At 43.5% G+C, this 20,643-nt stretch carries 22 protein-coding genes and 1 pseudogene; 5 read left to right on the top strand and 18 right to left on the bottom strand.

The window, feature by feature from the left end; genetic code table 11:
- Positions 1 to 52 precede the first annotated feature (52 nt).
- From AC6B99_RS30980 to AC6B99_RS30930, 11 genes are all read right to left on the bottom strand, one after another.
- Positions 53 to 1,150: an NADH:flavin oxidoreductase gene (locus AC6B99_RS30980; RefSeq protein ID WP_496664963.1), complete on the bottom strand. Its 1,098-nt coding sequence runs from the start codon at positions 1,148 to 1,150 to the stop codon at positions 53 to 55.
- Positions 1,151 to 1,219: 69 nt separating this feature from the next.
- On the bottom strand, positions 1,220 to 1,972 hold the full coding sequence (locus tag AC6B99_RS30975; RefSeq protein ID WP_056038966.1) for an amino acid ABC transporter ATP-binding protein: 753 nt from the start codon (positions 1,970 to 1,972) through the stop codon (positions 1,220 to 1,222).
- Positions 1,969 to 2,688: an amino acid ABC transporter permease gene (locus AC6B99_RS30970; protein WP_327204932.1), complete on the bottom strand. Its 720-nt coding sequence runs from the start codon at positions 2,686 to 2,688 to the stop codon at positions 1,969 to 1,971. Before AC6B99_RS30970 ends, AC6B99_RS30975 begins: the two co-directional genes overlap by 4 nt.
- A 43-nt stretch (positions 2,689 to 2,731) precedes the next feature.
- Complete coding sequence (locus tag AC6B99_RS30965) at positions 2,732 to 3,679, bottom strand: ATP-grasp domain-containing protein (protein WP_494861575.1); 948 nt, start codon at positions 3,677 to 3,679, stop codon at positions 2,732 to 2,734.
- A 70-nt stretch (positions 3,680 to 3,749) separates the two neighbouring features.
- The gene (locus AC6B99_RS30960; RefSeq protein WP_056038974.1) at positions 3,750 to 4,451 is read right to left on the bottom strand and encodes an amino acid ABC transporter permease; all 702 of its coding nucleotides are present in this window, start codon (positions 4,449 to 4,451) and stop codon (positions 3,750 to 3,752) included.
- Positions 4,452 to 4,474: 23 nt separating this feature from the next.
- On the bottom strand, positions 4,475 to 5,311 hold the full coding sequence (locus AC6B99_RS30955; RefSeq protein WP_494880759.1) for a transporter substrate-binding domain-containing protein: 837 nt from the start codon (positions 5,309 to 5,311) through the stop codon (positions 4,475 to 4,477).
- A 40-nt stretch (positions 5,312 to 5,351) separates the two neighbouring features.
- Positions 5,352 to 6,668, bottom strand: a complete 1,317-nt coding sequence (locus tag AC6B99_RS30950) for an LLM class flavin-dependent oxidoreductase (protein ID WP_056038979.1) — start codon at positions 6,666 to 6,668, stop codon at positions 5,352 to 5,354.
- Positions 6,665 to 7,678 carry an MsnO8 family LLM class oxidoreductase gene (locus AC6B99_RS30945; protein ID WP_056038982.1) on the bottom strand — a complete coding sequence of 338 codons (1,014 nt, stop codon included), beginning with the start codon at positions 7,676 to 7,678 and terminating at the stop codon, positions 6,665 to 6,667. Before AC6B99_RS30945 ends, AC6B99_RS30950 begins: the two co-directional genes overlap by 4 nt.
- Before the next feature lie 20 nt (positions 7,679 to 7,698).
- Positions 7,699 to 8,190 carry a GNAT family N-acetyltransferase gene (locus AC6B99_RS30940; protein ID WP_056038984.1) on the bottom strand — a complete coding sequence of 164 codons (492 nt, stop codon included), beginning with the start codon at positions 8,188 to 8,190 and terminating at the stop codon, positions 7,699 to 7,701.
- 460 nt (positions 8,191 to 8,650) lie between these two features.
- On the bottom strand, positions 8,651 to 9,376 hold the full coding sequence (locus AC6B99_RS30935) for an IS4 family transposase (RefSeq protein WP_494880786.1): 726 nt from the start codon (positions 9,374 to 9,376) through the stop codon (positions 8,651 to 8,653).
- A 33-nt stretch (positions 9,377 to 9,409) separates the two neighbouring features.
- On the bottom strand, positions 9,410 to 9,757 hold the full coding sequence (locus AC6B99_RS30930; RefSeq protein WP_496664962.1) for a hypothetical protein: 348 nt from the start codon (positions 9,755 to 9,757) through the stop codon (positions 9,410 to 9,412).
- Positions 9,758 to 10,115: 358 nt separating this feature from the next.
- Here AC6B99_RS30930 and AC6B99_RS30925 point away from each other — a divergent pair, with 358 nt between their 5' ends.
- From AC6B99_RS30925 to pdxR, 4 genes are all read left to right on the top strand, one after another.
- Entirely contained in the window at positions 10,116 to 10,238 is a 123-nt protein-coding gene (locus AC6B99_RS30925) for an AraC family ligand binding domain-containing protein (protein WP_496664967.1), read from the top strand.
- A gap of 121 nt (positions 10,239 to 10,359) precedes the next feature.
- A complete protein-coding gene (locus tag AC6B99_RS30920) occupies positions 10,360 to 10,695 on the top strand; it encodes a helix-turn-helix domain-containing protein (protein ID WP_496664961.1) in 336 nt (111 codons plus the stop codon).
- Between the two features lie 72 nt (positions 10,696 to 10,767).
- Positions 10,768 to 11,556: a nucleotidyltransferase domain-containing protein gene (locus tag AC6B99_RS30915; protein WP_496664960.1), complete on the top strand. Its 789-nt coding sequence runs from the start codon at positions 10,768 to 10,770 to the stop codon at positions 11,554 to 11,556.
- 249 nt (positions 11,557 to 11,805) lie between these two features.
- Positions 11,806 to 13,236, top strand: a complete 1,431-nt coding sequence (pdxR, locus tag AC6B99_RS30910) for a MocR-like pyridoxine biosynthesis transcription factor PdxR (RefSeq protein ID WP_496664959.1) — start codon at positions 11,806 to 11,808, stop codon at positions 13,234 to 13,236.
- Between the two features lie 79 nt (positions 13,237 to 13,315).
- Here the strand turns inward: pdxR and AC6B99_RS30905 are convergent, their stop codons facing one another.
- The 7 genes from AC6B99_RS30905 to AC6B99_RS30875 form a co-directional block, all read right to left on the bottom strand.
- Entirely contained in the window at positions 13,316 to 14,542 is a 1,227-nt protein-coding gene (locus tag AC6B99_RS30905; RefSeq protein WP_496664966.1) for a benzoate/H(+) symporter BenE family transporter, read from the bottom strand.
- Between the two features lie 38 nt (positions 14,543 to 14,580).
- Positions 14,581 to 15,102, bottom strand: coding sequence for a pyridoxamine 5'-phosphate oxidase family protein (locus AC6B99_RS30900; protein ID WP_496664958.1), 522 nt, complete (start codon positions 15,100 to 15,102; stop codon positions 14,581 to 14,583).
- Between the two features lie 293 nt (positions 15,103 to 15,395).
- Positions 15,396 to 15,791, bottom strand: a complete 396-nt coding sequence (locus tag AC6B99_RS30895) for an Asp23/Gls24 family envelope stress response protein (RefSeq protein WP_496664957.1) — start codon at positions 15,789 to 15,791, stop codon at positions 15,396 to 15,398.
- Positions 15,792 to 15,863: 72 nt separating this feature from the next.
- Entirely contained in the window at positions 15,864 to 16,436 is a 573-nt protein-coding gene (locus tag AC6B99_RS30890; RefSeq protein WP_496664965.1) for a TetR/AcrR family transcriptional regulator, read from the bottom strand.
- A 33-nt stretch (positions 16,437 to 16,469) separates the two neighbouring features.
- Positions 16,470 to 17,612: an AI-2E family transporter gene (locus tag AC6B99_RS30885; protein ID WP_496664956.1), complete on the bottom strand. Its 1,143-nt coding sequence runs from the start codon at positions 17,610 to 17,612 to the stop codon at positions 16,470 to 16,472.
- A 134-nt stretch (positions 17,613 to 17,746) separates the two neighbouring features.
- Positions 17,747 to 18,097, bottom strand: coding sequence for a DMT family transporter (locus tag AC6B99_RS30880; RefSeq protein ID WP_056039009.1), 351 nt, complete (start codon positions 18,095 to 18,097; stop codon positions 17,747 to 17,749).
- Positions 18,098 to 18,119: 22 nt separating this feature from the next.
- A complete protein-coding gene (locus tag AC6B99_RS30875; RefSeq protein ID WP_442952546.1) occupies positions 18,120 to 18,383 on the bottom strand; it encodes a DMT family transporter in 264 nt (87 codons plus the stop codon).
- Positions 18,384 to 19,611: 1,228 nt separating this feature from the next.
- Between AC6B99_RS30875 and AC6B99_RS30870 the strand changes: the two are divergent.
- Positions 19,612 to 20,588, top strand: a pseudogene (locus AC6B99_RS30870) (IS3 family transposase).
- Positions 20,589 to 20,643: the final 55 nt, after the last annotated feature.

Here is a 20,643-nt window from a genome sequence, read left to right as displayed (position 1 = left end):
CAATTTCTCCTTATCCAACGAGAAAAGCCCTGCTCACACAGGGCTAATGCTCTTAGTTTAAATGTTTTAAGATTTCGCTGTCGTAGTTTGTCCAGTCCGAAAAACGGGCTTCACTAACTTGTCGCACCCACAGTGGATTCGCTAGCAACGACCTTCCGATTGCGACCAAATCCGCCTCGTCCTGCCCCAGTATTTCCTCAAGCCGCTGGATTTGTTCCGTCTGCTCCCAAAAATCTTTTTCCAAGGCTACCGAGCCTACAGTTATAGTGGGCAGTCCTGTCAATTTCTTGGTCCATCCAGCCAGATTCAGTTGGGAATTCTCAAACTCCGGCTGCCAAAACTGTCGGGTGGAAGCATGAAATACATGGACCCCTGCATCGACTAGCGGGCTGAGGAATTGCTCCAGTTGCTTCGGTGTTTCTACCAGCTTGGCTTCATAATGATTTCCTTTCCATTGCGAGAAGCGGAACAGGATCGGAAAATCGGAACCAACGGCTTGACGGCATGCCTGAACGACCTCAGCCGCAAAGCGGGTACGGCTTATGAAATCCCCACCGTATTTGTCCGTTCTTCTATTGGTTTTTGCCCAGAAAAACTGATCAATCAAGTAGCCATGTGCTCCGTGAATTTCAATTCCGTCAAAACCAGTTTGCTTTGCTGCGGCAGCAGCCTGCGCATAGGCCGACACCAAATCTGCGATTTCGCTTTCAGACATTGGTTCGTTAACTTTATTGCCATCGGCATCCAGACCCGATGGACCGATTGGTAATGCCTCCGGATTGGGCAAGCTTCCTATTTTTCTTGCGGTTCCCAGGTGCCATAATTGAGGAACAATTTTCCCACCCTCTTCATGGACAGAAGCAACAACCTTTGCCCACCCTTTGAGCGCCTCCTCTCCGTGAATATGCGGCCAATTTGGACTGGCCGATGCAGCGGGATGATCAATAAGGGTTCCTTCTGTTATTATCAGACCCACACCGCTTTCCGCATGGCGACGGTAATAGGCTGCTACATTTTCATCAGGAACCCCATTTTCAGAAAAACCTCTTGTCATAGGAGCCATGACAATCCGATTTTTTAAGGAGAGGCCGGAAATCTCAACCGGCTTGAATAAGCTATCTCGTACTGACTTTAAACGTTGATCTACCATTTTTCATGTCATCCTTTCGTTTCCATAAAATCAGATCCATTCGGAATTAAAAAAAGAGCAATAAAATAGCTATATACTATAACTGTGGTCGTTCATAAATCGCTGAAAAAATTGACGGGTTCTCTCTTCCTTAGGCTGATTGAACAAGAGCTCCGGCGTTCCCTCTTCGATGATCTTCCCGTCTGTCATAAAAATCACATGATTTGCGACTTCACGAGCAAAATTCAACTCATGCGTGACGATCATCATCGTAATCCCTTCTCTTGCAATGTTGCGAATGACTGCTAGCACTTCCCCTACAAGCTCGGGATCAAGCGCAGAGGTAGGCTCATCGAACAAAATAATTTCCGGATCCAGTGCAAGTGCCCGGGCAATTCCTACACGCTGCTGCTGACCGCCTGAAAGCTGGCTTGGATACGACTCCAATTTATCGGACAATCCTACCTTTTCCAATACGGCTGCGGCTTTCTCCTTCGCTGCGGTTTTACTTTGTTTCTGGGCGACGATCAGGCCTTCCATCACATTTTCCAATACGGTCTTATGCTTAAACAAATTATAATGTTGAAACACCATGGCCGTTTTTCGGCGTAATCGAAGCACCTCCCGTTTGGTTGGTTTTTGGCAGGAAACCATCGTATCCCCAACCGTAACCACGCCCTCATCCGCCTTATCTAAAAAATTGACGCAGCGAAGCAATGTGGATTTTCCTGAACCGCTCGGGCCTAGAACCGTCGTGACTTCTCCTGTCTGCACCAAAAGATCAATACCCTTCAGCACCTCATGTTTACCGTATGATTTGTGCAAGTTTGTCAATTTGATCATGCTACTCCCCCGTCGCTATAACTCTTCCAACGTTTCTCCAAGACAGCCGCAATTCGTTCAATGAACAATACAACTCCCCAGTAAATCAACGCCGCAGCCATTAGCGGTTCAAGGAAGCTCCACTTTTGGCTCCCCAACATCATCGCGACTCCGTTGATCTCCAGTAGAGTGACCAAATAAGCCAAAGAAGAACCATGCAAAATACCTACTATTAAGTTGCATATCCCAGGAATACTGGCGCCAAGCGCTTGTGGAAAAACAACTCGATAAACCGCCTGAAACGTCGTCATCCCGACTGAGTATGCCGCTTCCAACTGCCCCTCCGGTACGGCCATAAATCCTGATCTAATAATTTCTGACATATATGCTCCAGCCGTAAGAGACAAAGCTGCTATGACCAATGCAGTCAATGGAATATCTTTGGAGTAAATTCCCCAATGATATTGAGTCGCTATCACATCCCAAACCATAGGAAGGCCTAAATATACAATGTACAAATGCAAGACGACAGGCGTTCCCCTTGTGAAAGATACATAGAACTCAGCGAGTGGATGAAGAATCACTGTTTTTTTCAAACGAATCAAGGCCACTGTCAGCCCAACGATTAAACCGATGACAATTGACGAGATGGTAATATACAAGGTAAGCGGTAAGGCACCAACAATTTGGTTCAAAGCTTCCCAAAAAAATGAAAAATCGAAAGTAATCGATGCCACCTCCCGAATGTTAACGTACGGACAGCTATTAGAGGTCTGACTTTCACTTCTTCGCCGCGTACCATTCCTGCAAATATTTTCCCATCGTCCTAGCGATCGCTTTCATCCCGCCAACACCAGCAATGGCTTCCGCTTCTGAATTATAATTCGTATTCGTATTGATATCGTACGTATAAGCGGTTCCCTCTCGATCCGTAATAAATTCTATACCGGCAAAGCTAATGCCGTTTTTCTTTAACATTGCTTCATAAACCGGGATAAGCGGACTTTCAAACGACTCTAAGACTTGAAATTTCGCTTTAACTGCCTGACCAGGCGCCGGGCAAAATCTGTCGCCAATTTGGCATGCATCGGCTGGGCACAGCTCGAAACCTTCGGACGTATCGACACGGACAGCGTAATAAAATTTTCCATCGATAAATTCACATCGGGTAATATATTGCTCTTCGTTATGAATGTACTGCTGCAGCAGTGTAATCCCGTCGATTGGTTCTTCGAACGACGGACTATTCACATACCGTTCCAGATCTTCATACTTGTCGAACAGGTAAACACCCAGCCCTTTACCTGCCCGATTATGCTTGGTTATGAAAGGACGATAAGGGAAACGGCTTGCTTCTTGCAACAGCTCTTCCTTGCCGACCGCTGCAACAGTAAAAGGAATTTCCACCCCATAGGAACGCAGTTCCAGATATTGTTTGATTTTGCTAAGCTCCAGTTCAAGCGCACGGCTCTCGTTGAGCACCTTACGACCATGATGCTCAAGCCAAGCCAATACATTCGATGTATATTCAGGAGCAAAGCGATGTCCTCTCGTATGGGAAGAAGCACTCATCCGATTGTAAAAAACCCCTTGGGGAGGAGCTTGACTGATGTCGAGCACACCATGATCGAGATGCCATAATTCATACGGGATATTTTCTTCTTCCAACGCTTGTTTTAAAGGTTCGACCCAGCTATCATTCTCATGTATCACATACGCTTTTGCCATTATTGTGACATTCCTTTCAGTCCGCACTTCCACTTTGTATGCTGACTCTCCGGCGTGCGGACTACCTATTTCAGCTGCTTGTCATGATACGTGTATATCGTTGCATTTTATGCTCTATGCGCGCGAACACATATTGAAGTGTCAAACAGATGATATAATAAATAATCGCTAAGCTGATATAAACTTCAAGCAACCGATAAGAAACGAGTCCGATTGCTTCTCCACGTCCCATCATATCCATCACTCCTACGGAAAAAGCGAGCGAGGTATCCTTCAGACTCGCTACTACTACATTTGACAGATGGGGCATGGCTATGCGAAATGCTTGTGGAAATACGATGCGGAAGAAGGTGCTCCAGCCTGTCATACCGACGGAGGCCGCCGCTTCAGACTGCCCCCGATCAACGCTATCGACAGCAAGCCGATAGATTTCAGCCAGAGAAGCACCGGTATTCAGCCCGAATGTAAGCACAACAAACACGGCAGGAGAGACCCTCGATAAGTCCACGCCTAGAGGTTTCAGCAATTCCGGCAGCCCATAAAAGATCAGGATGAGTTGAATAATAATTGGCGTACCCCGAAAAAAAGAAATACAGGCCCCACTCCATCCGTTCACAATCGGCCATTTGTACAGACGGGGGGCAGCTAGAAGCGCCCCCACGACGCTACCAAGAATCAATGACAAGACGAGAATCATCAATGAAACAGGCAAATAGTGTATTAAAATAAGCAAGTATTTCACAACCGATTGCCAATCAAAAGTGTTTCCCATTCATTCGACTCACCTTTTTAACATTATTGATAATCCCTTTTCAGCCATTGTTCCGCCAATTTTGTCAGCGTCCCGTCCTCCTTCATTGCTTTTAACGCTTCATCCACCGCATTACTGAACACCGAACCATCCTTTTGGCGGAAAGCGAAATATACGCCCGATTCTGTATGAAGATTTTCGCCAATCAGTTTCAATTGAGCGTTAGCATCACGATTTAAGCTTTTTGCCAGACCTGAATCGATGACCGTTGCATCCACACGACCAGACTTAAGTTGATTAACCGCATTTGTATAATCACCATATATCACTTTGATTTCATTTTGATGATCTTTATTGTATTTTTCGACAAGTGCAGCTGAACTGGTCGACGGTGGGACAATGACGGTCTTTCCTTTCAAATCATCAATGGAATGAATGCTCGTGTTGGATTCATTGACAGCCACCAATAATTCAGATGAATCATAGAATTCTTTATTGAAGAGATATTTAGTTCTTCTTTCTTCATTTTGTTCCAGATGCATCGCAATAAAGTCAATTTTTTGAGCTTCCAGACTTAAAAACAAATTTGGAAAGTCCATCGTTTCGAATTCAAACTCGTATTGCGGCAACCTTCTATCAATTTCCCGTACAACCTCCACATCATACCCAGTCAGCTTCCCAGCATCGTCAAGAAAAGATACGTTTTTAATAACGGCCGACGTCCCGACTTTAATCAACTGTGGTTTCTCTTCGTTCGATGGAGACGAGCCGTTGACCGAGGTAACTGCCTCATTGTTCGCTGCTCCGCATCCTGTCAGAGAGATAGCAATGATAAGAGAGATTGATACTATCAATATATTTTTGAAATTCAAAATCCTCATTCAAATTTGCCTCCAATAATTATTTTTCTACGTTATCGTTTCACACGGTTTCCGTTTGGCTGTATCGATTCTGAGGAATGGGTAAGCCAAGATTTCCACGGAAGGTATCTTTGTCATATTCAGTACGGAATAATCCCCTCTGCTGAAGGATGGGGACGACAAGGTCTACAAATTCATCAAATGCGCCTGCTTCACTTTCTCCTACAATAAAACCGTCTGCAGCTCCAGTTTCAAACCATTTCTGAATTTCATCCGCAACCTTTTCCGGAGTTCCAATAAACGGATGGCGTGGGTGTGTCACCTGCAGTGCCACTTCACGGAGAGTCCAGCCATTTTCTTTTGCTTCCCTCTTGAGACGTTCTTGTCCCCCTTTAAATGCATTACTTCCTATATCACCAATATCAGGAAATGGCTGATCTAATGGAAATTGCGCGAAATCGTAATGATCAAAGAAACGTCCCAAATAATTCAAAGTATCTTCCGGACTAAGCAGATTTCCGATTTCATGAAATTTGGCGTCTGCCTCTTCTTGCGTATTGCCCAGGATGGGCTGAATACTTGGCAAAATGGAGAGCGATTCGGGATCTCTTCCCAACTCAGATGCTTGTTTCTTCAAATCTTGATAGTAATCCCTTGCATTCTCAATAGATACCAAGTTTGTGAATATGCAATCGGCATGAGCGGAGGCAAATTTGCGCCCGATGGAAGACGTTCCCGCTTGAAAGATCACCGGTTGCCCCTGCCGTGATCTTGAAATGTTCAACGGTCCACGCACCGAAAAATATTCCCCTTTATGATTCAGCGTGTGCAACTTACCTTGGTCAAAGAAAACGCCATTTTCCTTGTCACCAATAAATGCATCGTCCTCCCACGAATCCCAAAGTCCTTTGACTACCTTAAGATACTCCTCGGCAATATGATAACGATCGTCATGTTCCGGGTGTGCCTTGCCATAATTTAATGCAGAGCCTTCCAGTGGGGAGGTTACAACATTCCAGCCCGCACGGCCTTTACTGATATGATCCAGAGAGGCCAGTTGCCTGGATATTGTAAAAGGCTCGCTATAAGAGGTGGAAATTGTCGCTACCAAGCCTACATGCTTGGTCACCGTTGCCAATGCAGACAAAATCGTAAGCGGCTCGAAGCGATTAAGAAAATGAGGTAACGATTTTTCATTAATAAATAAACCGTCCGCGACAAAGAGCAAATCAAACTTGCCCAATTCCGCCTTCTGTGCCTGATGAATGTAATGATCGATGTCCACACTTGCTTTAATATTCGCTTGTGGTCTTCGCCAAGCGACATGACTTGCTCCAACTCCGGTTAATCCTAACCCTAATTTCAATTGTTTAGTCATCTAATTTTCTCTCCTTTTTGATATTGCTTTATACCAGCAGACAGCCACTCGTAGGCCTGTATTCTTTGCTCAAATTCATGAGCTGTGGGTAAAATCATCACTTCTTCAATGTTATGAAGCAGGCTGATTTCATGAATTTTGTTAAGCAACGTCTCTTTTGTTCCATAAAGAAGGCTTGTCGGTTCGGCTTTAATTGTATAGGGTTCATTGGCTTGTTGCCCTAACCGTTCAGCAAGCTCTAGCGAAAAGATGGAAATGGTTTTTCCGCTGTCGAAGTGAACCTTGTAGGTTATTTTTTCATCAGCCAGCCGCTTAGCCTCTTCTTCGGTATCGGCAAAAAGCACCGATAAGGCTAAAATGAGCCCGGGGGTTCTTCCTTTGGAGAAGTTGAACCTTGTTCTGTATACAGATAAGGAATTCTTGAGTAATTGCTCATCTCCATTAATAAAATGGGCATATACAAAAGGGAGCCCCTGTTTGGCCGCCAGCTCAGCACTGGATTCTCCTGTCCCTAGCACATGTAGCTCGGGTGGAACGGATGGTAAAGGCTGTGCCCGGAGTCCTTCAACCCCCTCCGACTGCAAGTAAAGATCCAGATGCTCCATTTTCTCAGTAAAAGGTATCGTTTCAGAATGTACTGCTGGCGACAATGCCCGCGTAGTAACTGGCAATCCTCCAGGCCCCCTCCCCACTCCAAGATCTACCCTGCCAGGAGCCAGCACAGACAACAAATTGAAGTTCTCCGCAACCTTGTATGGACTATAGTGCTGAAGCATCACACCGCCGGAACCTATACGTATACGATCGGTTTTGGAAATCAAATGAGAAATGAACACCTCGGGAGAAGATCCAGCCAATACTTCGGAGCCATGGTGCTCTGATACCCAGAAGCGATGAAATCCCAGTTCATCCGCTTTTTGCGCCAATCTTACTGTGTTCAATATTCCCTGTGCCGGATTTTCCCCTTCATTTGTAGGACTGCGGTCCAGCACGCTCAATTTAATGGACATCTGCTTCACCTCATTTTCGATTACAAGTTTTTTTTGAGAATTACAGAACTTCCACGTTCCCCTTTTTCACTTTCAAATACCAGTTCATATCCCCGTCTTTTGTACATGTCAATCAGCCAAGGGTGGCGAGTCGAGGTTGCCAAGGTAACCGCTGATGCTCGCAAGTCCCGGCGAATGATCGCCTCTACCTCGTCAAGCAATCTTCCACCTATTCCCTTTCTTTCATAGCTGGGATCCGTAGCAAACCACCATATAAACGGGAAGTCGTACGGGTAATCTATCACTTTTCGAACCGACTCGGCCTTCGCAACTGAGACCGTAGAAATGATTACATTATCAATTAGTAAAATGTAGCACCGATTAAGATTGATATTGTTTTCCACCATGTTCAGATCTGCTGAAGCAGCCGGAAAATCAAGCCCAAGTTCGCGTATTGATTCGTATGCCCGATGCGTCAATTCCAAAATCCGTGGGGCATCTGTAAGCGTGGCTAATCTGATCACCTCTGCCATTGGGGGTCTTCCTTTCCTCTATAATTAATTAAACATATAAAAATAATCGGATTTATAAGCGCAGTGAGTGTAACTATTTCAGTTTCATTTAAGGCATAAAAAAAGAAACACCCCTCCTGTCTTTGGAATGTTTCCGCTAGTACGGTCAACATAATCGCGTAAATTATGTACTTGAAACAGGCACTCATTAATTTATTCCGATAGAACTAATATAGTTACAGTCATTCAATTTGTCAACTGATTAATTTAACTTCTTACCATTCATATTTAAATTTTGTTATCAAACCCCTTCATAAAATCTCTGAGCAGCGGTATTATCAGCATCAACCAACAAATAATTTAATTATTTTTAAACAATACGAGAAGTTGCCTGCATTCTGGACGGTTTATGCTCATTTTCACTTCCTGAACGCTTAACATCTTTTTCTCACAGCCTTTCATAAGTTCAGCCATTGCGCTTTTAGGGATCAGTAGCATCACGAACATATTGCTTGCTCAAATCGAAGCGGTTGGTTACCAAAAAGAGTAGATTACCTTCTGAGTCATGGGTTTGTACCATGCGCAGAACCGACTTCATTTTTTTCTGCTGCGATCCAATTCGGACATGCCAATCGGCTGAAACCACGCTGTCATCTGGGATCACGAGTTCCTTCAGCGGCTCAATATGCGTATTGCTTTTCAAACGAGTGACGAACCAAATTCCGTTTCGGCAGTAGCGATCAAGGGCCGCGTAGTCGATATAACCGCGGTCAAACTCATAGGTAACTCCCGGTTCATGAACAAGCTCATCCAACTGAGTGCGGTCATTTTTCTTCGCTACGGTCACAGTCGCCTTCTCCGGGATCACATCCTGTTCACTGAGAAAGCAAAGACGCATATGAATTTTAATACCGGCCTTTGTCTTGCGGAACTCCGCCCACTTGAATTTTTGCAGACACAACGTCACCGTAGTCGAGTCGATGATTTTGATCTTGTAACGGTGGGCAGACGTACCTCGGCGTGACAACGCAAGTTTAGCCAGTTGTTCGAATACCTGTCGCAATATCTCTGGATCAACCTGCTTATGTTTGCGGCTGAGCTGAGCAGCCGAAATAGAGGTCAGACCAAGCTCACGCTGCAAGTCTTCACATAAGAGATCGTCAGCGATATGACGCAAGCCTTCGCGTCCTTGCAACTGCTTTTGCAGATATGACAGAAATAATTGAAGATTCAGGAAACATTAATGCAACGCTAGTGCTTTACGGTAATAAATACTAACACTTTGTGCAATGAGTACTGGAAAAAGACCGATTAAAGCTGCTGGAAAACCTGCAGGCATGAGCAGGGCCGATACAAAAATTAACAGTCCTTGTATGAGAAAGTATACCCATGGTCGATCTTTAACGAGACTATGACTGTTCCAATGAAAAACGGCATGCAGCGAAATCACTACTAAAAATATTAAACTCTGCACTAAACGCGGATCTAGCATATTCTGCAAAATAATGGTTGCTGCATTAACAAGCCCCACCCATAATAAAATAGGGGCCCTTGATATGCTTAGCTCATATATCCTGTTTCTTTCCATCTCCCCACCTCTTTATGTACCATTATATACGCAAATCCAAAAATATAAATGTACGTTGGTACATGCCCGTTCGTACAAGGAGATAACGACTTCCAACGTTTACTGCTATTAAATATAAGCAGGATACTTTACCTGTTTGTGATTAATGTTAAAATGTGTCACGAAATCCTCTTCGCTAGTAAGTGCCATTCCTAGCTAGCTTAGTGGCATCCTTTTAGAAAAAGCATCCATTCGGATAATTTTATCGATTATGAAATGGAGAATCAGCCATGAGACCAAGCCCGTTTCTCGAAGGACGTAACCTTTTCGTTTCTCATACTCCAATCATAGTGACTTTTAGCAGAGAAACACCTTTTTAATTCAGCATCAGCATGACTTTGTGGAGATCGCATATGTAGCGGAAGGCGAAGGTATTCATTTCATCGAAAACAAGAAATTTCTAGTTTCACGAGGCGATGTGTTTATCATACCCAGGGAGTAGCACATGTGTTTCAGCCCTTTGATTTATTAGGCCAACATCCGTTTAAGGTGTGGAATTGCATCTATAAACCCTTCCGGAAATTAGCGAATATCAATATCCAATCCATACGACGTTGCAGTATATGGTATCCCATTTCAACAAACCTTTATCGGCGAGCGAAATCAGTCATCAAGCAGCTTTGAGTCTTCGGTATTTCCAGCGTCTATTCAAGCAAATAACGGGAGCATCCTTTATCAAGATGCTGCAACATATTCGAATACTGTACAGCGTATGGCTGCTGCAACACACTGACCGAAGCATACAATCAATCGGACAGGAGGTCGGCATTAGCGACATGAAACACTTTTATTATTTATTTCAAAAACGTTTGGGCATGACGCCCGCAGCATTTCGAATACAACATGATATTCCATTTGCCAACACATTTTTTGATGAATTATCCGTTTGGCATGAATGACTATAGATGTATTCCTTCCTTTTGTTTAAGGTTACGATGAGAGCATCAAAAAAATGAAAGCGAGGCTGGAATATGTATACGCATCATAAGCAATCGCTGGACCATTTCGTAGAAACGCTGAAATCTGATCCCCACCTATTAGCCGTCATAACGGCTGGCTCCATCGCCAAAGGTACGGCCAAGGCAACATCCGATATCGACGTTTATTTGCTTGTAACAGATCAAGAATTTGAAGAGCGGAAGAAAACCAATGCATTGTCTTACACCACTCATGAATTTTGCAAATATGAAGATGGCTATATAGATGTCAAAATCATCAATATGCGGTTTCTGGAGCTGGCAGCCGAGAAAGGCAGCGAGCCGACTCGCGCTTCGTTTACAGGTTCGCAGGCTTACTACTCCATCGTTCCAGGGTTAAATGAACTGCTAACCAAAATATCAGTATATCCTGAGCAGAATAGAAACCAAAACATTAAAGATTTTCAGGCACAGGTGATGCTTTACGGTTATTATTTTGCAGGGGAAGCCGTCAAAAAGAATAACCCGTACCTACTGTCACATGCCGTCAGCAATCTGGTCTTATTCGGAAGCCGAATCATCTTAGCGCACAATCGGATATTGTTTCCTTGCCACAAGTCCATGATGGCTGAAGTCGAAAAAGCGCCAGATAAACCGGATACCTTTCTTGAGCTTTGCCATGAGCTGCTGTTAAATCCGACCCATGAAAAATGCATGGAATTAACGGAGGTCATACTAGGTTTTCTAGACTTGGAATTATCGTCTGAGCAGGCGGTCACTCTATTTATTCAGAACAATGAATGGAACTGGGTGGATCAATCCCCTCCTTTGCAAGACAGATAGCTAGCTAGATAAATCAAAAAACAGCCTCTGCCGCTGAAGCTTCAACGGTTCAGAGGCTGTTGCTGTTGCTGTTACTATTGCTATTGCTATTGCTATTTCAGTTCTATGGTTCAGTAAAACCGCGATCATATTGCTTGATCAACTATAGCCATGCTAGTATATCAGTTAATGGAATGCTATAAAATATACATATTGAAGTAAATAGAACATTCCATATTTTTAACGCAAATACAACTAGAGGTGAAACAGATGCTCAAAGTTAACCGTGACGACGAACGCCCCATTTGGCAGCAGCTGCTTGACCAAGCGATCCATAATATTACAACCGGAAAATGGCCTCCAGGCGAATTGCTGCTGCCTTCTCGCGAACTCGCGCTACTCATCGGTGTCTCTCGCTCAACTATACAGATTGTTTATGAGGAATTATTCAGTCGTGGGTACACGGTTACTTCCCGGCGCGGCGGAACAAGGGTAAGTGACTGGACCCACAAGACCCGTTTTATGGAGGATGTTGCAACTCAAGGACCCGTTACCCCTGAGCTGCCTTTATTAAACGATGCAGTCAGCCAGTTGCAAAACTGGTTCAGAGGAAAAGAAAATAGAAATGTGGAAATTGATTTCAGCCCACACGAGCCTTATTTGGATCAACATTTTCAAACAAACTGGAGACACTCGTTTTTACAAGCCTCCAAAGAAACAGACCTGACCAGCTGGGCTTACGGCAACCCCTATGGTTTCGTGCCGCTGCGAGAGCAGATTCAACGTTATTTGTCACTGGAGCGAGGCGTCCACGTTCATATCGATCAAATTATATTAACTTCGGGCGCACAGCATAGTCTGGATTTAATCGCCCAAGCCCTATTAAATGAAGGAGAAACCGTTTGCGTTGAAGATCCCGGCTTCCCCGCTTCATGGATGGCGATGAAATATCGGCGGATGAATGTTGTTCCCGTCCCTGTCGACGATTACGGGCTACAAATTGACCGCATTCCTCCTCAATCAAAGCTTGTTTATGTTACGCCTTCACATCAGTGTGCAGCTGGAGTAATCATGTCGGAGCCCCGCAGACAGCAATTGCTGCATATGGCGGCTCAACATCAATTTTGGATTGTGGAGGACGACTACGATAGCGAGTTCCGATATCGTGGCGACCCACTCCCAACCTTGTTTAGCCAGCAGCCTCAAAACACGCTGTATATGATGAGTTTTTCCAAAATGGTCGCTCCTGGCATTCGTATATCAGCGATCGTTGGTCCAACAGAGGCCATTCGCCAGCTTGCCCATGTCCATGAATTAACCTATCGCCATCTTCCCATTATGGAGCAATTGACGCTTGCTCATTTTATCGAGCACGGGCATTTCATGCGCCATATGAGAAGAGTCAGAAATGTATATCGGCGCAGACACGAAGCCATGACGAAGGCTATCATCGCGACCGGCCTAAGCGAACGTTTTAAACTTAGCGGTGTAGAAACAGGATTGCACATGCTTCTTGAAGCTGAAAACTCGTTTAATGAAGAATCTGCAACGAACCAAGCGCTCGAAAGAGGCATCCGTGTTTATCCACTTAGCAAGTATTGTTTGGAAAGCGATCGAAAAGGATGGGTGCTAGGCTTTGCTAAAGTAGATGAGTCCGCAATAGCAGCAGGCATTTATCGTCTTGCGGAGATGCTTTTGTAATTTAAGCATCTCCGGCTAAGCTTTAGTATACCATCTCTTTTTAGCCCATTTGTACCTGTGTTCATTTTTATGCCGCTTATTATTTTTGTTCAGCTTGTTGTATTCCACTCGTCCTATATGGTTTGTGGCGAAATTGTCCGTGTATCAATATATGCGCAGCCAAACCTGCAACCAGACCCCAGAATGCACCGCCAACACCAAGTAAAGTAACATTTGCAGCCGTTGCTAAAAAAGTAATCAGTGCTGTCTCACGACCCTTGGGCTCAGTTAAAGCGCCCGCAAGGCTGCTGCCAATTGTCCCAAGCAATGCGAGCCCCGCTAACGTCGCGATGAAGGTAGCTGGAAGAATCAGAAACAGAGCTGCCAACGTCACACCAAATATGCCAACAACCATGTAAAAAATGCCGCAGGCAATACCCGCAATGTAACGTTTTGTTGAATCCTCATGCGCATCTTTACCTGTACAAATCGCCGCTGTAATGGCTGCTACATTGAATGCATGCGAGCCAAATGGCGCTGCAAAGAGTGAGCCCAAACCCGTTACGATCAAAATTGGATTCGCACTCGTCTTAAACCCATCATTTCGCAAGACTAGCATCCCAGGAATATATTGTCCCGTCAATGTAATAATGAACAACGGCAAGGCAACACCCAATAACGCATGAAACGAAAACTCAGGAACAATGAATACCGGCGACGCGATAGCTAATTTGATCGTGCTGAAATCTACTTTTCCCAAGCTGATTAAATAAATAAGCCCCATTACTAAAATACCGACAATTGCATAACGGGACGTATACCTTCTTAATAGTACATAAGCAGCAAACAAGACAATGACCAGCAGAGGATCAACTTTCGCTCCTCCAAAGGCTGAAATACCAAACTGCAGTAAAATGCCTGCCAGCAGACCAGAAGCAATACCTGGAGGAATCATCCTGACGAACCTTTCGAACATTCCCGATATGCCTAAAACAATAAATCCTAAAGCAGAGATGATATAAGCGCCAATTGCTTCCTCATAGGGGGTTATCGCTAATACAGAAACCAGAAAAGCTACACCTGGTGTTGACCAAGCTGTAATAATCGGTTCACGGTATCGATAGCTTAGCCATATACCCGTTATCCCCACACCAACGGAAATCGACAATATCCATGAAGCGGTCATTTCGGGACTCAGACCCGCCACTTTTGCCGCCTGAAACACGAGAATAAATGTCCCACCGTAGTTGACAATGACAGATATTAAAGCAGCTATAATGGGCGATATCCAATCACGGCCATGCAGTGAAGATGATGTAGTGTTCATTTGCACTCTCTTCAACATTTTTAACAACCTCTTTTTTCTTATTTGTACATTTTTTCTTCCTCGATCGGATTTGCTTTCGCCGTTATATGATAAGGATCGACCCGGTATACTTGAACAGGGGAATTGAATATAGCAGACCTATATTTGTCTACATGCTGCTTGGACAACGGACGGTTATAGTAACCAGGTACATATTTTTGAAGCATTTCCTGCAGCATATATGTAGCTTCGTCCAGATCATCTATAAGCTCGGCCTTTCCGAAAATCATAACACTCATATATGCCGTGTCCGTCTTAGCTGGTACGGGATCGGTAATAGTTCCATATTCTTCGCAAACCGTAAAACAGACCTCTGCATTCACACTCATGACCTGATTGCGCCTCCCGCCTGTGGCTCCATGAAAATAAAGATTCCCCTTTGCCCAAACAAAATTAAGCGGAACAACATATGGCAGTTGACCATCAACCATACCAAGATGGCCAATTCTCGCTTTATTCAGGAAAGCTTCAATTTTGTCACTGTCCAACACTTCTCTTATCTTGTAACGAACTCCATCCATTCTCAACCACTCCTCAAATACTGAATTTTCGTTAGTATATCAGTCATTGGAATGAATAAGTACATCCAAAAGCATAGTAATTGAGCAATCCATATTTTTAACAAAGCAGATCCTTTTTGAAAAATCATCTAATGGACGGTATAGCCGATGTGGGAAAGGCTCGCCAGGCTTATAGAGTGGACAAACAAATGCCCAGCGTTCTACTTCGAAGTAGAATGTTGGACATTTGTGAGCAAAAACTTTTTATTCGATGCAACCAACGATCTTGCAATAATTTAGTTGTATAAACTCGATTAACTGATGGGCTCCAGCCGTGAAATGAGCATCTTTTCTGAGACGTTTTGCTCTATTATGGATATCCCCTGAACCTTGACGTTGACATTGCTGACGGATAAACCGGTTAATTTCTCAACCGTTTCTCTCACATTATGCTGCAATTCCCTACAAACATCATGCATTTTGACACCGTAATGAATAACAATCTTTAAGTTAATCTCTAATTTTGCTTCGACTGTTTTAAGCTCAATTCCGCTCTGAAGGCTTTTCCCGCTTAACTTATTGGTAATTCCTTCAATGATTCCTGTCGACATAGAAGCAATACCGCTGGTGGTGCTTGCTGCCATACCGACAATTTTAGAAACGGCATTATAGGAAATCTTAATGGTTCCCATAAGATTTTGGATCAACATTTTGCTTCCTCCTATCCACTCATTAGAGAGAGAATGATGTTTTAATTTTAGCAGCTCTTTTTATGCTCTATTTTATGACTTATTGACTTTGAAGCCATTGAAGAAAGTATCAACAACCAGTGCCGCAGCGGAATTTTTAGCGAGATTGCCCTCCTGAACCTGCTGCCATGTCAGGAATAGCAGCGAATAAAGTACATTTATTATCCACTCCTTGCTGACCCCTTGCTGGAAATAACCTTTTTGTTGTAAAAGCTCGATCACGTGCAATATGGGTTCTCTCAGCTTCTTATCGGCTTCTTCTATTTCCTTGTTGTAATGCAATGAAGTATCGTGATCGAGAAAATAAATTTTGTCTCCTAAAGGAATCAGAGCTTCGATCAGCTCCGGAATATAGCTTTCACAGTTCTCCTCTTTTATAGGAATTTGGCTTAAGGTTTCAGTTACAACGTCGATAGCTCGAAATCCTAAATGTACCATCAATTGCTCTCTGCTCTCAACATAACGATGCAAGGTTGCAATCCCAATTCCAATCCCTTCCGCAATCTCACCCATTGAAGCATTGGGCTTCTCAACAAGCAGCGATGTAGCCATATCCAAAATCGAATTAAGTCTTAATTGCTTTATTGCCGACATCTCTTTTTTCATCATGATCTCCTCCTTATTCAGACGTTACAATAGCTAGTTATGCTTCTGATCATACATGCCGGAACTATTTTTGAACCAGTTGAACATATGTGACACACATACTTTAAGCACGGCGTATCCCGGAACCGCAAGCAGGATACCTACCACACCAAACAGGTTGCCTGAGGTCAGAATGACGAAAATAATCGTAATCGGATGGATCTTGAGCGTTTTGCCCATAATCTGTGGCGAGATGAATTTACCCTCGATTAGCTGCACGATCGTCCAAACTACTACCATCTTAAGCAGCAACACCGGAGAAGTAACCAGAGCCACGATCAGTGCAGGCGTAATCGCAATTGCAGGACCCAAATACGGTACAACGCTGGTGAACGCTGCGATAACCGCGAGAATAAGCGCATAATCCAGACCAATAATCTTATAGCCTATATATAGGAGAATGCCGATGCAAAAGCTAATGATAATCTGTCCACGAATGAACGAACTGATCTGGTGGCTGATATCTTCCAGCACATGCATGGCACCTGTACGACTCTTAGTTGGCAGAAAAGACATTATTTTTTGCGGAAGCTTTTTGCCGTCTTTCAACAAATAAAACAGAATAAATGGAACCGTTACAATGGACAGCACTGTCTCGGTGAAAGCTCCGAGGAACTCGCCCACTTTATTCCATGCAGAGTTCAGCATTTCAGTAGCTTTCTGCGAAATGGTACTCCACCAATCCTGTGAATTAAGATGAAAGGTTTCCTGGACTTGACTGAACAGCTGGCTGCCCGCCAGTTTCTCAAACTGCTTGCTTACATCCTCACTGTACATCGGTAAATTATCAATGAGTCCCGTAATCTGGTCGCGCAGTACCGGAATGACTGCCAGCACCACCACAGTCAAGATCCCCCCGGTGGCAAGATATAGAATCAGAATGGACCAGCCCCGCTTGATTTTCCACCTTTCCATTAAATCCACAATCGGATTCAGCAGATAATAGAGGATACTCGACAGGATAATCGGCAGCACGATCGTCTTGATCAGTACAGCGAGCGGATGCAGGACAAATGATACCTTGGTGAGAACCATCACATTCAGCCCAACCAGCAGCAGGATTAGCAGAAAGAGGACAAATTTATTGTTTAGAAAAAATCGCTTAAACCGATCCTGCCAAACTTTTGGGTGTTCCATATTTGTGTCTTCCTCTCCAATGTATCCTTAGTCTATCGTTTCATCATTAAAGTCTCTTGTATAAGCCAAATGGACTTATATAGAGTGGCTTGGCGCAGCGTTTGAAGATGTCCCCACAAGTCATTTAGTTTAATTTATTTAGAATCACCAGTAGCTCGCTGCGTTCCTGGTAAAGTGTTGAGAAGAACAACTCCACCTATAATGAAAAGGAGTCCCAATCCCGTAAGCCATCCAAATGGTTCATTCCATATGAACACACCGAGTAGTGCAGTTAATGCTGTTCCAACGCCAGCCCAAATGGCATAAACTAAACTTAAGGACAATGTTCTCAAACAAAGGGATAAGAACAAAAAGGCTGACCCCATTCCAATAATCAAACCGATTACGGGTAATACATTAGTAAAACCATCCGATGCCTTAAGCATTGAGGCGCCAAAAACTTCACCAATTATTGCTATACATAAATATACATAACCTTTTTTCATGTATTTACCTCCCCGTATTTAATTAATCAGTGGCAAGCTTCATTAAAACAACACCAACAATGATAAACGTTAGTCCAGCAATTTTTGGCAAGCTAACCGACTCTTTATACATGACTATTCCAATCAATGAAGTAAGCGCAGTACCCGCCCCAGCCCAAATGGAATATGCCGTACCTAACGGTATGGTTTCTAACGATAAAGCAAGACCAAAAAATGCTAATCCCAACCCTACGATTACCCCGATCGTTGGATATAGCCTTTTAAAGCCATCTGATAATTTCAACATCGAGCTGCCAAAAACTTCAGCCACAATAGCCAATGCAAGGATTAAATATGAATTCAAAATTATCGCCTCCTAAGTATTCACTGTTTCAATCTATAACTGATTGCCAGACTATGCGACCCACTATGCGAACAAATCGCACAGCCCCCTTCAATCAAGGTCTGGGCAATGATCATGTAATCCTGCTCCATACGATCAATCTGGGCCAATAGGTCTTGAACGAGCTTTTTTAATACTCTTTCCTTACTTGTTAATGAAAAAAGTGATAGATAAATGTATCATTAGATTTAACAATAGATCATTTAGAGGCCGTAGTCAATTCGATATTATTCCTTACTGTTGAGGGTAGATTTTCAATTCAGATAACCACCATTCGCTAGAACTTAGATCACACTGTATTGTTCAACATAGCTCCAAAATAAAAGGCCCCCTCTTCCCACTTGGCAGCGGAAATAGGAGGCCTAATTAGAGCATTAATTTAAGGGTTTGTTCAGCTCGAATAGATTTATAGTCAAGCGGATTGCGAAACTAGCTAGGGGTCGGACTTCTTTTTTTGTCTAAATTGATCATTTACAGGCTCTATGAAAATTTCATGAAATCCTCTGCAGAAATCAGTTCTCTGATGAACTTCGTGGCCACTTGTATCACTTGATCGATTACGGTAGGTATCCCTTAGTGGTATTTACTTGCCATTTTCTTGCGAAATATAGGCTGAGGGTGGTATTCCCAAAAAAAGCGACAAAGAAAAACTATGATCAAACGTTTATGAGACAAGTGGGTAAGATAATTCAAGAAGAGGGAAAAAGCTCGCTGTGTTAAAATCCATGATTAAAATCTAAACTTCTCATGCTTATTTTTTCTTAGGCATGGATTTTATAAATACAATTAAGCCTCCAATACACATTCCAACTATAGCCCAACCTGCGATAAAAAATATCGAATTCATTGTATAAGCCTCCTCTTGTTGTTGCACAAATAAAATCAGACTTTCAAACACAAAATGCAACATTAATAAATTGAAATATAAAGCTCCTGACAGAGGTTTTAGATCCAAAGCAGAAGCACATCAATATCGTTAACAAAACCAACCTATACATCTAGCATTATTTATCCCAATTGTATCATGTACCTCAATGTTTATGCTAATCCATATGATCTAGTGGATCGTCTACACTTAGTTGGACAATAAAAATGAGGGCTTGTAAAATAAACCTATCATACTAAGGAGCGGATCTCTACAATGCCGAATCAACGACGTACGTTTACAGCAGAGTTCAAGAAACAAATGGTGCTACTATATGAAAACGGAAAATCCAGAGCAGATTTGGTGGAGGAATATGGTCTCACCAGATCGGCTTTGGATCGCTGGATTAAACAAGGCCAAACAACAGGCTCTTTCTCAGAGAAGGACAATCGCTCGCCAGAAGAAAAGGAGTTACTTACTTTACGCAAAGAAGTTCAACGCCTCAAAATGGAAAACGATATTTTAAAGCAAGCGGCGCTGATCATGGGACGAAAGTAGCTATCATCCAGAAAAACCGTGATAAATACTCGGTATCAGCAAGGTGTAACGTCCTGCAAATCGCAAGAAGCACGTTTTACTATGAAGCAAGCGAACAGTCGCTAGAAGACGAAGTGACCACAGTCATTGTGGACATTTTTCAGAAAAATCGAAAAGCATACGGCACCCGAAAGATCAAAGCTAAGCTTCATGAGCGAGGACTCGTGGTTTCCAGGCGCCGAATTGGTCGGATTATGAACGAACAGGGGCTGGTTTCGACATACACGGTGGCACAGTATAAGCCCCATAAAACCGCTTGTAATGAAGCGGCTACCTCCAATACACTGAACCGCGACCATAGTGCTGGTCCTCATAAGGACGCAGCGCTGGTTTCCCGCGCCTTTGCGACCGTGAAAGGTGATCTGCGTCGGATTCAGTGGTTTCATACTGACCGTAGCAGCGAGTTTAAAAACCAAAAGATGGATGAGCTTTTAAAGACGTTTGAAATTGGACGATCGCTGAGTGCGAAAGGTTGCCCCTATGACAACGCTGTGGCCGAAGCCACCTATAAAATCATGAAAACGGAGTTCGTGAATCAGATGAACTTTCAGAGTCTTTGTCACTTGGAGCTGGAGCTATACGATTATGTTCATTGGTTCAATCAACATCGTATTCATGGAACTTTAGGCTATATGACGCCTGTTTAGTATCGCCTTACAGCCCTTAAAAAAGTTGTTTGATTTACTGTTGACAATCCATTAT

Source organism: Paenibacillus liaoningensis, assembly GCF_059609455.1.
This window is presented reverse-complemented; position numbering and strand designations above follow the sequence as displayed.

Excerpts from the sequence above, each read along its gene's own strand:
- AC6B99_RS30980 (WP_496664963.1), bottom strand. The coding sequence starts at position 1,150 with ATGGTAGATCAACGTTTAAAGTCAGTACGAGATAGCTTATTCAAGCCG.
- AC6B99_RS30975 (WP_056038966.1), bottom strand. The coding sequence starts at position 1,972 with ATGATCAAATTGACAAACTTGCACAAATCATACGGTAAACATGAGGTG.
- AC6B99_RS30965 (WP_494861575.1), bottom strand. The coding sequence starts at position 3,679 with ATGGCAAAAGCGTATGTGATACATGAGAATGATAGCTGGGTCGAACCT.
- AC6B99_RS30960 (WP_056038974.1), bottom strand. The coding sequence starts at position 4,451 with ATGGGAAACACTTTTGATTGGCAATCGGTTGTGAAATACTTGCTTATT.
- AC6B99_RS30955 (WP_494880759.1), bottom strand. The coding sequence starts at position 5,311 with ATGAGGATTTTGAATTTCAAAAATATATTGATAGTATCAATCTCTCTT.
- AC6B99_RS30950 (WP_056038979.1), bottom strand. The coding sequence starts at position 6,668 with ATGACTAAACAATTGAAATTAGGGTTAGGATTAACCGGAGTTGGAGCA.
- AC6B99_RS30945 (WP_056038982.1), bottom strand. The coding sequence starts at position 7,678 with ATGTCCATTAAATTGAGCGTGCTGGACCGCAGTCCTACAAATGAAGGG.
- AC6B99_RS30940 (WP_056038984.1), bottom strand. The coding sequence starts at position 8,190 with ATGGCAGAGGTGATCAGATTAGCCACGCTTACAGATGCCCCACGGATT.
- AC6B99_RS30930 (WP_496664962.1), bottom strand. The coding sequence starts at position 9,757 with ATGGAAAGAAACAGGATATATGAGCTAAGCATATCAAGGGCCCCTATT.
- AC6B99_RS30920 (WP_496664961.1), top strand. The coding sequence starts at position 10,360 with ATGGTATCCCATTTCAACAAACCTTTATCGGCGAGCGAAATCAGTCAT.
- AC6B99_RS30915 (WP_496664960.1), top strand. The coding sequence starts at position 10,768 with ATGTATACGCATCATAAGCAATCGCTGGACCATTTCGTAGAAACGCTG.
- pdxR (WP_496664959.1), top strand. The coding sequence starts at position 11,806 with ATGCTCAAAGTTAACCGTGACGACGAACGCCCCATTTGGCAGCAGCTG.
- AC6B99_RS30905 (WP_496664966.1), bottom strand. The coding sequence starts at position 14,542 with ATGAACACTACATCATCTTCACTGCATGGCCGTGATTGGATATCGCCC.
- AC6B99_RS30900 (WP_496664958.1), bottom strand. The coding sequence starts at position 15,102 with ATGGATGGAGTTCGTTACAAGATAAGAGAAGTGTTGGACAGTGACAAA.
- AC6B99_RS30895 (WP_496664957.1), bottom strand. The coding sequence starts at position 15,791 with ATGTTGATCCAAAATCTTATGGGAACCATTAAGATTTCCTATAATGCC.
- AC6B99_RS30890 (WP_496664965.1), bottom strand. The coding sequence starts at position 16,436 with ATGAAAAAAGAGATGTCGGCAATAAAGCAATTAAGACTTAATTCGATT.
- AC6B99_RS30885 (WP_496664956.1), bottom strand. The coding sequence starts at position 17,612 with ATGGAACACCCAAAAGTTTGGCAGGATCGGTTTAAGCGATTTTTTCTA.
- AC6B99_RS30880 (WP_056039009.1), bottom strand. The coding sequence starts at position 18,097 with ATGAAAAAAGGTTATGTATATTTATGTATAGCAATAATTGGTGAAGTT.
- AC6B99_RS30875 (WP_442952546.1), bottom strand. The coding sequence starts at position 18,383 with ATGTTGAAATTATCAGATGGCTTTAAAAGGCTATATCCAACGATCGGG.